General features: G+C 47.5%; 8 protein-coding genes, 1 tRNA gene and 1 other RNA gene. All 10 read right to left on the bottom strand.

Features of this window, described 5'->3' with window-relative positions; all coding sequences use genetic code 11:
- Positions 1 to 49 precede the first annotated feature (49 nt).
- Positions 50 to 400, bottom strand: an RNA gene (rnpB, locus tag NE638_RS05995) — RNase P RNA component class A.
- 68 nt (positions 401 to 468) lie between these two features.
- Positions 469 to 1,842: a sodium-dependent transporter gene (locus NE638_RS05990; RefSeq protein WP_015525764.1), complete on the bottom strand. Its 1,374-nt coding sequence runs from the start codon at positions 1,840 to 1,842 to the stop codon at positions 469 to 471.
- Between the two features lie 667 nt (positions 1,843 to 2,509).
- Positions 2,510 to 3,544 (bottom strand): selenide, water dikinase SelD, encoded by a 1,035-nt coding sequence (selD, locus tag NE638_RS05985; RefSeq protein WP_330418235.1) that lies wholly within the window; start codon positions 3,542 to 3,544, stop codon positions 2,510 to 2,512.
- A 215-nt stretch (positions 3,545 to 3,759) separates the two neighbouring features.
- Positions 3,760 to 5,427, bottom strand: a complete 1,668-nt coding sequence (locus NE638_RS05980) for a nucleoside kinase (RefSeq protein WP_173740833.1) — start codon at positions 5,425 to 5,427, stop codon at positions 3,760 to 3,762.
- Positions 5,428 to 5,574: 147 nt separating this feature from the next.
- The gene (locus NE638_RS05975; protein ID WP_173733052.1) at positions 5,575 to 6,357 is read right to left on the bottom strand and encodes a Nif3-like dinuclear metal center hexameric protein; all 783 of its coding nucleotides are present in this window, start codon (positions 6,355 to 6,357) and stop codon (positions 5,575 to 5,577) included.
- Positions 6,344 to 7,072: a tRNA (adenine(22)-N(1))-methyltransferase gene (locus NE638_RS05970; protein WP_244094806.1), complete on the bottom strand. Its 729-nt coding sequence runs from the start codon at positions 7,070 to 7,072 to the stop codon at positions 6,344 to 6,346. The genes NE638_RS05975 and NE638_RS05970 overlap by 14 nt, the downstream gene beginning before the upstream one ends.
- Positions 7,065 to 8,192 (bottom strand): RNA polymerase sigma factor RpoD, encoded by a 1,128-nt coding sequence (gene rpoD / locus NE638_RS05965; RefSeq protein ID WP_021651146.1) that lies wholly within the window; start codon positions 8,190 to 8,192, stop codon positions 7,065 to 7,067. The genes NE638_RS05970 and rpoD overlap by 8 nt, the downstream gene beginning before the upstream one ends.
- Before the next feature lie 39 nt (positions 8,193 to 8,231).
- Positions 8,232 to 10,025, bottom strand: coding sequence for a DNA primase (gene dnaG / locus NE638_RS05960; RefSeq protein WP_118752449.1), 1,794 nt, complete (start codon positions 10,023 to 10,025; stop codon positions 8,232 to 8,234).
- 19 nt (positions 10,026 to 10,044) lie between these two features.
- Positions 10,045 to 11,055, bottom strand: coding sequence for a deoxyguanosinetriphosphate triphosphohydrolase (locus NE638_RS05955; protein WP_173745916.1), 1,011 nt, complete (start codon positions 11,053 to 11,055; stop codon positions 10,045 to 10,047).
- A 289-nt stretch (positions 11,056 to 11,344) separates the two neighbouring features.
- Positions 11,345 to 11,429: transfer RNA gene (locus NE638_RS05950), tRNA-Leu, on the bottom strand.
- Positions 11,430 to 11,439 lie beyond the last annotated feature (10 nt).

The raw sequence follows: 11,439 nt of genomic DNA, 5'->3' as shown, positions 1-11,439 counted from the left end.
CAGAACATATCTGCAAAATACAGTTGCTTTTATTATGTGCTTATTATCATACACAGTCAGACCGATAAGCCGGGTTATGTCGTTGGGTGATCATCTATCTAGGCCTTCCGTTGCCAGAAGGCTCCAGCGACCTACCTGAAAGCACGACGGGCCGCCGTATGGCTTTCTTCTCGGTCTTGCTTCGAATGGAGTTTACATGTGCCCGCTCTGTTACCACAGCGGCGGTAGTCTCTTACACTGCCTTTCCACCCTTACCCCGCAAAACGGGGCGGTTTATTTCTGTTGCACTGGTCTGGGAGTTACCTCCACCGGACGTTATCCGGCATCCTGCCCTGTGAAGCCCGGACTTTCCTCGTCTGGACCCTTTCGTCTGTCCAGCCGCGATCACCTGGCCTGGCTGCGCACCTGCTATTTTAACACAGGTGTATAGACTTGTAAAGTTGGAATTTTCTTGGTCTCCTATGTCTTTTACATGGAAATCCATCCAAATGCATTTGCCACAGAACTGAAAAGAATGATCGCCGCAAAGATTGGGCAAAGATACTGGATCATAAAATTAAAGATTCTTTTTCTGCGGAAAGTACCACCTTCCTGCAGTACTTCCTCTTCAATCTTCTTTGTACCAACTACTCTGGATATCAGAAGACAGGTAGCAATCGCTGCGATCGGCATCATGACAGAGTTCGTCAGGAAATCAAAGAAATCAAGGAACTGCATTCCAATGATCTTAACACACGCCAGAGGACCATAGCCAAGAGAAGAAAGACTTCCGAGAACAACCATGATAATTCCGACAAATACTGTTGCCTTCTTGCGCCCCCATTTCAGTTCATCCTGAAAAGTAGATACTGCACTCTCAGTCAGTGCAATAGAACTGGTCAAGGCTGCACAGAGAACCAATACAAAAAACAGGATTCCAACCAAAGTTCCAAATCCCATGCTTGCGAATACCTTCGGAATCGTAATAAACATCAGTGCCGGTCCCGCCTGTAACGTATCCGGATTTCCACCGGAGAATGCAAACACAGCCGGAATGATCATCAGACCTGCCATCATTGCGATCGCTGTGTCAAAAATTTCTACATTTTGTGTAGACCCTTCAATAGATACATCCTTTTTCATATAAGAACCAAAAGTTACCAGAATACCCATTGCGATCGACAGAGAATAAAACATCTGTCCCATTGCCGCAACCACTGTCATCCAGGAGAAGTTTTTGATATTTGGTATCAGAAAATATTTCACACCTTCCAGTGCTCCTGGCCTCGTTACCGAATAAATGACAATGACCACAGACAAGAATACCAGTATCGGCATCATTAATTTGGAAACTCGTTCCACGCCATTCTGCACACCTGCATAAATGATCACCAGCGTAAGCAGTGTAAAAAACAGGAAACAGGTTTCTGTAGAAAATCCATCCGCTATAAAAGCAGAAAAATATCCGTCTTCAGCAAGAATCTGACTGCCTCCCTTTACATACTCCACCAAGTATTTAATTACCCAGCCACCGATCACGGAATAATACGGCACGATCAGAACCGGTATGATCGCATTGATCCAACCGCCCAAAGACAGCCACTTTGATTTACCAAAAGTTCCAAACGCACCTACCGGACTTTTCTTTGTCATACGTCCCAGAGCTGTCTCTGCCACGATCATAGAATATCCAAAGGTCAATGCCAAAATGATATAGATCAGTAAAAAAATTCCACCGCCGTACTTTGCCGCCAGATAAGGGAATCTCCATATATTCCCAAGCCCTACCGAAGCACCAGCTGCAGACAGTACAAATCCAATCTTCCCGGAAAATGTACTCCTCTCATGTTTATGTTTCTCCATAATTCTTCCTTTCCCGTCACATTTTTCATATTCTTTCTTTATGTCTTCTCAATTTCCGCTCATATGATAATACCATGCTTTTATCCCTTAGGCAAACAATATATAAAAAATACAGAGCATATATTTCATGAATTACTGTTCACTCCATTCTCAGTAACACGCTTCGCAATGCACAGAATTTATGCTAATCACATAAATTCGCGCAGTATGGCTCGGGTTTTCTGTGACCTTCGCTCACAAAAAACACCTCGCGGAATATTACCAGTAAACAGTAATTTTCCTGTTCTGCATCCCACAACCATACTCTCCACACATTTTATGTTTTTCCTACCAGCTGGATGCACCAGCCTGGGGGAGAGGATATCGGTTTGGGCTGCTGCGGAGGAGGGGTGATAACTACTTGGGCTGCGGGAGTCGGCGTTATTGCGGCAGGGACAGCTGTCTGAGCCAACGGCGAGTTCTGACCCTGCCGCAATGCTTTTAGCCGACTCACGGAGTCCTAGTAGTATCCCCCGACGGAGTCCCTGCCCGGACCGATATCCTCTCCCCCAGGCGTCCGCCATCCGCCATCCGTCATTCTGCTACCACCACTTTCCCCAGCAGTATCCCCCTACGCAACCATCCACTCTGACGTTATCGTCCAAACATTCGTTCGTAAATTAATTTCCTACCGGATCTCCAACGTCCACTCCCGCCGATCCACAACCTCACCGATCACCCCAGCCTGCAGACCAGCCGCATCCAGCCGCTTCATGATCTCCTGCACATCCCTCTCCGGAACCGCCGCCAGCAATCCCCCAGAAGTCTGCGGATCAAACACCAGATCCTCCCGCCAGAGCTCTGCCACACTTTTCACTCCGGTTTTCTCAGCAAACTCCCGGTTCCTGTAAGCCCCACCCGGAATCAATCCCATAGAAGCAAACTCCTCCACATCCGGAAGCACCGGCAGCTTCTCCGTATCGATCACAACCGTCCGGTCACTGGCCACAGCCATCTCCGTAGCATGTCCCCCAAGACCAAACCCCGTCACATCCGTACAGGCATGAACCTCAAACTCTTTAAAAACCTCACAGGCATCCCGGTTCAGTTTCTTCATGGAAGCCAAAACCGCCTTACGTGCACCTTCCGTCACCAGATCCGCCTTGATCGCCGTATTCACGATCCCCGCACCCAGCGCCTTCGTCAGGATCAGCTTATCTCCGGTCTGCGCTCCAAAATTCTTCCAGAACTTCCTCGGATCTACAAAACCCGTCACACTGAGCCCATACTTTGGTGTATCATCCTGGATCGTATGGCCACCGGCAAGAACCGCCCCGGCCTCCATCACCTTATCCGCACCGCCACGCAGGATCTCCCCGAGGATCTCCACATCCATATCCTTCGGAAACGCCACAATATTCAAAGCTGTCTTCGGAGTTCCACCCATGGCATACACATCACTCAATGCATTTGCCGCCGCGATCTGCCCGAAATCATAAGGATCATCTGCCACCGGAGTAAAAAAATCCAATGTCTGGATCAGTGCCAGATCTTCGGAAACCTTATAAACGGCCGCATCATCCGAAGTGTCCGTTCCAACCAGAAGATCCGGATCACAGAACTTTGGCAGCCCGCCAAGAACTCCCGCCAGAGTCCCCGGTCCTACCTTAGCTGCACAGCCACAGTTTGGAGCCAGTTTTGTCAATTGTATTTTTTCTTTCATGATCATTTTCCCTTTCCTTTAAGTCCTGTAAATCCCGTCATCCATCCGCAGCACCACAGAGGACTTTAACTTTTCCGATTCACACTCAAAAGGCTCCACACACCACAGATCCTATGCACAGAGAAATCCTAATCTTCTCATCTTTGTGCCAACCGATATCTGCATTGCATAGAGCCTTATATCTACACATAGCTTTTTTTATTCATACAATTAATTTATACATTAAAACAACTACCGCCAATAAACTCCCTCAGAAGCGAATTAAACGGAACGCCTTCACTGGGCACCGGCACAAAATAATCCAGGAACTTCAAAAGCCGCTTCGCCTCCTGATACTCCGGTTCACTCTTGTCAATTCCAAAAAGCAGCGGTTCCGCATAAACCTTCAGGCAGGCAAGCTCATACACAAGAGCTGAATTAAACATCACATCTGCTTCCTCCTGGAACGGAAAAATATTCTGCTCCTCGCCTCTCCGTACAGAAGGCCACCTTGCAATGGTATCCTTTGCGGAAGTTCCACGTGTACGTGCATCACGGACAATTCGGCGTATCAGTCTTCCATCCGTTGTGGGGATCCGGTTATGCTCATCAATGTTCAGCTGTGTCAGTGCACTGATATAGATCTTAAACTTACTCTCTTTTGGAAGGGCATAACTCAATTTGTCATTGAGCCCGTGGATACCCTCAATGACCAGGATATCATCTTTTCCAAGCTGAAGCTGGTCTCCCCGGTATTCCCTGCATCCGGTCTTGAAATTAAATGTAGGAAGATCCACGGTTTTTCCCGAAAGGAGATTCAGCATATCTTCATTAAACTGCTGCGTGTCAATGGCTTCCAGACACTCATAATTCTTTTCTCCGAATTCATCCAGCGGCGTATGTTCACGATCCACAAAATAGTTATCCACAGCAATGGGATGCGGCTTCAGACCATGAGCAGAAAGCTGAATAGATAATCTGTGAGAAAAACTGGTCTTTCCGGAAGAAGACGGACCTGCGATCATTACGAACTTTACATTGCCCCTTCTCCGGATCTCCTCGGCAATCGAAGAAATCTTGGCCTCATGGAGTGCCTCCTGAATCAGCATCAGGCTCTGCACACCTTCTCTTGTGATCCGGTCATTGAGATCTCCTACAGTGGCAACATCCAGCTTATCGCCCCACTCTTCCGATTCCTTCTGCACATGGAAAATCTTATCCTGGGGTTCAAAAGGCTCCAGCACATCCGGGTTCTTCTGCCTCGGAAGGATCAGCACAAAGCCTTCATCATAAAGCTGCAGATCAAAATGCTTCACATAGCCGGTATCCGGTGCCATAAATCCATAAAAATAATCCTCGAAATTTTCCAGGCTGTAAATATTCACTCTGGAAACCCGCCGATAACGGAACAGCTTTTCTTTATCATACATATGATGCCTGTGGAACATGGAAACGGCATCATCCGTGCTGACACTGCGTTTGCAGATCGGAAGCTTCCGGTCTACCAGTTCCCACATCCGCACTTTTACCCGGTCAAGAAGCTCCTGATCCAGGGTAGCACTGCCTTTCATGGTAAAATAAAGAGCATTTCCGATAGAATAATGGATCACAACATGATCCACATTCTCTTTTCCAGCTACATCAAAAATTGCCTTCAAAAGAATAAAGATCGCACTTCTCCGATAGGTTTTTCGACCGGCACTGTCCTTTGCGGTTATAAATCCCAGTGTACAGTCATGCTGAAGCTTCTTGTGAAGCTCACGGAGCTTTCCGTTCTCAGTCACAAGGATCACCGGATACTCTGTTTTGCCCTCATAATCCCTTATGATCTCAGAATACGGTGTCATTTTGGGGTATTCCCTTGTTTCTCCGTTTATGGTCACTTTAATCATTGTCTGTTCCATAACGATCCCCTCCACAGGCTTATATATTTATACAGCTGCCCGATTTTTCGGACAGCCATGTGTTTCACAATTCATTTTTCCGAAACAGATAATCGTATTCCATCCCACTACATATTCATGAATACAAGCACTTTTTGCAATCCGCTTTTACAAAACAGTATATGGATTTTTCACACTGGCGCAGGTTGTCTTAAGCGCAGAGAATGCCGCATTCAGTTCCTTCTCCATAGCTTCCGCAAAAATATACTCCGTACCGTAATGTCCGGCATCTACGATTGCCAGACCATCTGCCATAGTATCGATGGCAGTATGATAATCAATATCTCCGGTCACATATACATCCGCACCGGCGGCCATTACATCACCGATCATACTCTTTCCGCTTCCTGTACAGATCGCCACCGTCTCGATCTTCCGATCCAGATCACCGTAAACCCGCACATCCGGAAGATGATTGCATTCTTTTACATATTTTCCAAACTCATCAAGAGTCATAACATGGGGAAGCTTTCCCACTCTTCCGAACCCCTCCGGCTGCTCCCCGGATTCATCGGTAACTGTAAGCACCCTTGTATCCTGAAGCTTCAGATGCTCTGCACTTAAATCTGCCATTCCGATCACATCATAATTGGTATGCATGGCAAAATACGGGATATCCTCCTTTATCAGACGGAGGATCTTTCTTCCGGTAAAGGTATGATTGTTGATCTTTTTGATTCCGGAAAAGATCATTGGGTGATGGGTAAGGATCATATCCGCACCAGCAGCCACCGCCTCATCCAACACCGGTTCCGTAAGATCCAGTGCAAGAAATACATGGGAAATCTCTTTCTGGTCATCTCCCACCAGCAGTCCCACATTATCCCAGTCCTCCGCAAATTTTTGCGGATGATGCTCATTCAGCCATTCGATCAGTTCATATGCTTTCATATCGTTTCAGAGCTGTATGGATCAGCTCCATTTCCTCCTTTACTTCTGCCAGACGAGTTTTTGCGGAAACAGACTCTGTCCCGGAAAGACCGGCAAGTATTTTCTTACGGATCATTTCCTCCCGTAGAAGATACTCTTTAAGGACCGGGTGACATTTTTTCAGAAGGAGAGGTCCAAACCAGGCCTCTTCCTCTGTGTAAACAGTCTTTTCTCCCGAATTGTTACGTACCGCTTTCATCATAGGATAAAATTTTCCGTCTTCTTTTATCATTTCTTCCCTTACGATCTCCCAGCCGATCTCAGAAAGAAAATGCCGGAAATGAGGAAGGTCCGACTGAGGCTGCAGGATCAGTTCCTGAAACCCCTCCCGGACCTTCGCTCCATCCTTTAATATCCTTTCCATCAGAGGACCACCCATTCCCGCGATCGCCAGGGTATCACCTTCTCCCGGCTCAAGCTTCGCAAGCCCGTCGCTCAAACGGGTCTCTATGTAATCTTCAAGGCCATAACGGGTAATATTCTCCCTGGCTCTTGAAAGCGGTCCCGGACGTACATCCATGGCAATGGCTGACGGAACTGTTTTTTCACTGACAAGCCAGATCGACAGATAGCCATGGTCACATCCTACGTCTGCCAGCCGGTTTCCTTTTGTTACCATACCGGCAATGGCACGAAGACGCATGGAAAGCTGTACGGATATATTTTTATCAGTCAAGATAATCCTTCAGCTTGCGGCTGCGGCTGGGATGACGCAGCTTGCGCAGAGCTTTTGCCTCGATCTGACGGATACGCTCTCTTGTGACATTGAACTCTTTACCAACTTCCTCCAGAGTTCTGGCACGTCCGTCGTCCAGTCCGAAACGAAGGCGGAGAACCTTCTGTTCACGGTCAGTAAGCGTACTTAAGACTTCTACCAGCTGCTCCTTCAGAAGTGTAAATGCAGCTGCATCTGCAGGTACCGGAACATTATCATCCTGGATGAAATCGCCAAGATGACTGTCTTCCTCCTCACCGATAGGAGTTTCCAGAGATACCGGCTCCTGGGAGATCTTAAGGATCTCACGTACACGGTCTACCGGCATGTCCATCTCCTCAGCGATTTCCTCCGGCGTAGGTTCACGTCCAAGCTCCTGGAGCAGCTGACGGGAAACACGGATCAGCTTGTTGATAGTCTCAACCATATGCACAGGGATACGGATGGTACGTGCCTGATCTGCAATGGCTCTTGTGATAGCCTGACGGATCCACCAGGTTGCATAGGTACTGAACTTGTAGCCTTTTCTGTAATCAAATTTTTCAACAGCTTTGATAAGGCCAAGATTTCCCTCCTGGATCAGGTCGAGAAACAGCATTCCACGTCCAACATAACGCTTTGCAATGCTGACAACAAGACGGAGATTGGCCTCTGCCAGACGTTTCTTGGCAGCTTCATCCCCCTTTTCCATTCTCTTGGCAAGCTCGATCTCCTCATCTGCACTTAACAGACTGACTTTACCGATCTCTTTCAGGTACATACGGACCGGATCCTCGATGCTGACACCTTCCGGTACAGAGAGGTCGATCTTATCAAGCTCTACCTCTTCTTCATCTTCCATCCCATCCATATCCATATCGTTATCAAGGAGGAGTTCGTCACCGCTATTTTCTGTGATACGGAGAACGTCCACACCGCTGGCCTCCAGGAAGTCAAAAACCTTCTCCATCTGATCCACTTCCAGTGGAGAGTCCTTGAAAAAGTCGCTGATCTCCTGATATTCCAGCACATTCTTTTTCTTTTTTGCAAGTTCAAGAAGCTCTACAAGTTTCTCGCTGAATTTTGCCATATTCATTTCCATAGGTGCTCTATACCTCCATATAGTGTTTATATTTTATCCTTAATTGAAAGAAATATGCAGCTGCTGCCTCTTTCTTCCAAGGTCTTCCAGTTCTTTTTTTGCTTTTATCAGTTCCTGAAGCCCGGCCATGTCTGACGGGTCCCAGGTACGGTTTTTTTCTTTGAGGCTTTCTTCCTTGATCCGCAGCAGCGCATCGGAAAAAGCCCTCTGCTGTTCTCCTTCGTTTTCCAGATGGATGGTGGCGTTAAAAAGAGATGCCACCTCCCGCTGCTCCTCACTGTCTGTAAAGGCGTTGAGAAGCTTTCCCGGATTGGTCTCTCCCTCCTTATGCTGTTCAAACAGCATCTGGGCTACCTCTTTATACAGCGGTACCACAAAATCGGAAGGGGAAATGTATTTTTCCACCTGTTCAAAAATACCCGGATAATTTACAAGCCAGGTCAGCATCAGCTTCTGTGCTTTGTCTGCGGCGGATTCCTTTTTCTTTGTTTCCGGAGTCCCGGACTTTGGCTGGATCCGTTTCTCTGCAGGCGTTCCCTTCAGAGCCAGCGTGTTGACCCTTTTCCGGATATCCTCCGTGCCCACTCCATAGCGGCCGTATTCCTTTACAATGGCTTCTATATAAAGATTCCTCTCCAGTTCATCGGAAAGCTCCAGAAGCATCCCGGCACACCGCTCAAAAAACTGATTCTGTCCCTGGGGTGCATCCATGGCAAATTCCTGTTCCGCAATATGTACACGGAACATAAAGCTGTCCATGGCCCGGTCCAGACGTTCCTCAAAGGCCTCCGCTCCTTCATTCTTGATGAACTCGTCCGGATCCTTCCAGGGCTTCAGGCTTACTACCCTGGACGTGACTCCCGCCTCCCGCAGGATCGGGATCGCACGAAGGGCCGCCCGGATCCCTGCACCGTCACTGTCATAAAGAAGCAGGACTTCCTTGGTGTAACGTTTCACAAGACTTGCATGTCCAGAGGTCAGTGCAGTTCCAAGCGACGCCACTGCATTGGTAAAGCCTGCCTGATGCATGGCGATCACATCCATATATCCCTCACAGAGGATCAGATAATTCTTCCTGGTGGTCCTGGCCACATTCAGCCCGTAAAGATTCCGACTCTTATCAAAGATCTTCGTCTCCGGTGAATTCAGGTACTTGGGCTTGCCATCTCCCATGACACGACCTCCGAAACCAATGACCCGGTTGTTTACATCCATGATCGGGAAGATCACACGGTTCCAGAACTTATCATACATGCCTCGCCGCTCATCTACATTGAACAGGCCGGATTCCCGGAGAAGTTCATCACTGTAGCCCTTACCCTTAAGATATTTGTACAGATCATCACTATACTTGTCCGAATATCCAAGACCGAATTTACGGATGGTTTCCTCGGAAAGACCTCTTCCTGTCAGATATCCGTAAGCCGTCTTTCCGCCTTCTCTCCGGAGCTGATAATAAAAGTACTGTGCTGCCAGCTTGTTGATCTCCAGAAGATTTGCTCTCTGTTCTGCTTTTTCTCTGGCTTCTCTGGAATACTCGATCTTCGGAAGCTCTACCCCTGCCCGATCAGCCAGATGTGACAGCGCCTCACCAAACGAGTAATTCTCATATTCCATGATAAAATTGTATACGTTTCCTCCTGCCCCGCAGCCAAAGCAGTAATACATCTGCTTGGATGGCGTTACGGAAAAGGAAGGGGTTTTCTCATTATGGAAGGGACACAGCCCAAAATAGGAACTCCCCCTCCGTGTCAGTTTCACATACTGGGATATCACGTCTACAATGTCATTTTTCATTCGGACTTCTTCTATGATGTCATCTGAATAACGCATGCTTATCCCTCTTTTCCATTTAATAGACCTCCCAGGCTCTCGGTATATAGATCTCCCTGAATTTCTCCATGGAATACTGATCCGTCATTCCCGAAATATAATCACATACTGCCTGTTCCTTAGGTACTCCCCGGTATTCCACCAGTTCCCTGTATTCCCGGGACATTGCCTCCGGATGGTCAGTATAATATCCGTACAGTTCACTCAGCATCTGGATCACTTTATCCTCTTCCTTCCTGGCAACCGGATTCTCATAGACATTCCGGAACATCAGCGCCCGAAGCTCCATCATCGCCTCAAAAACATCCGGCGACATGGAGATGCTGTCTTTCCCCATACTGTTCTCTATAATATTATGTACGAAAGTATTCAGCCGTTCTCTCGTGGTATAGCCCAGAAAAGTTCTCATTGTAACAGGAATATCATCTTCCGTGATGATCCCTGCCCGCTGGGCATCGTCCATATCATGGTGGATATAGGCGATCTTGTCAGAAAAACGTACCACCTGTCCTTCCAGTGTGAAAGGATTTCCGCTGGTGCGGTGATTCATGATCCCATTGCGGACTTCCCAGGTAAGGTTCAGCCCGTTTCCGTTCTTCTCCAGTACTTCCACGACCCGGACACTCTGCTTATAGTGTGCAAAGCCACCCGGATGTACCTGATCCAGTGCTCTCTCTCCTGCATGTCCAAAAGGCGTATGCCCCAGATCATGTCCCAGAGCGATGGCTTCCACCAGATCTTCATTTAAGCGAAGTGCCTTGGCAATAGTCCGGGCGATCTGCGATACCTCCAGTGTATGTGTCAGCCTGGTACGGTAATGATCTCCCTGTGGTGCCAGAAACACCTGTGTCTTATCCTTCATACGGCGAAAAGCCTTACAATGAAGGATCCTGTCTCTGTCTCTCTGATACGTTGTCCGCACATCGCATTCCTCTTCCGGGTACTCCCGGCCTCTGGTATCTGCGCTGTGAGAAGCATAAGGACTCAAAAGCTCCCGTTCTCTCTGTTCCATGCTCTCTCTGATGTTCATAAGCATTTCCTCCACAGTCTGACAAACAGCGGCGACAAAATACCCTCTGTTAATTATATTCTACACAAAACCACAAATTCCTCTTTTCTGAAAAAATAATTCAAAAAATATTGGAGTTACGGTCTGATCAGCCCTTAAGATGTCCAAAATTATCCTATTGTATATGAAACGAATACAAATATATCACGCAGATCTTCCCATTTCAGCTTCTCACCAGTGCAGGCATGCAATAATTTACTTTCATATAGCCAAAAACAGAGCTGCAATTCACAGCTCTGTTTTAAAGTCATGCGGAAGATGGGACTTGAACCCACACAAGCGCAATGCTTACAAGATCCTTAGTCTTGCTCGTCTGCCAGTTCCGACACTTCCGCATATCGCATT

The organism is Blautia sp. MSK.18.38 (assembly GCF_024460535.1).
GTDB classification, from domain to species: domain Bacteria; phylum Bacillota; class Clostridia; order Lachnospirales; family Lachnospiraceae; genus Blautia_A; species Blautia_A fusiformis.
This window is presented reverse-complemented; position numbering and strand designations above follow the sequence as displayed.

Bases quoted from the DNA above. Each gene is read 5' to 3' on its own strand.
- NE638_RS05990 (WP_015525764.1), bottom strand. From the start codon at position 1,842: ATGGAGAAACATAAACATGAGAGGAGTACATTTTCCGGGAAGATTGGA.
- selD (WP_330418235.1), bottom strand. From the start codon at position 3,544: ATGAAAGAAAAAATACAATTGACAAAACTGGCTCCAAACTGTGGCTGT.
- NE638_RS05980 (WP_173740833.1), bottom strand. From the start codon at position 5,427: ATGGAACAGACAATGATTAAAGTGACCATAAACGGAGAAACAAGGGAA.
- NE638_RS05975 (WP_173733052.1), bottom strand. From the start codon at position 6,357: ATGAAAGCATATGAACTGATCGAATGGCTGAATGAGCATCATCCGCAA.
- rpoD (WP_021651146.1), bottom strand. From the start codon at position 8,192: ATGGAAATGAATATGGCAAAATTCAGCGAGAAACTTGTAGAGCTTCTT.
- dnaG (WP_118752449.1), bottom strand. From the start codon at position 10,025: ATGCGTTATTCAGATGACATCATAGAAGAAGTCCGAATGAAAAATGAC.
- NE638_RS05955 (WP_173745916.1), bottom strand. From the start codon at position 11,055: ATGAACATCAGAGAGAGCATGGAACAGAGAGAACGGGAGCTTTTGAGT.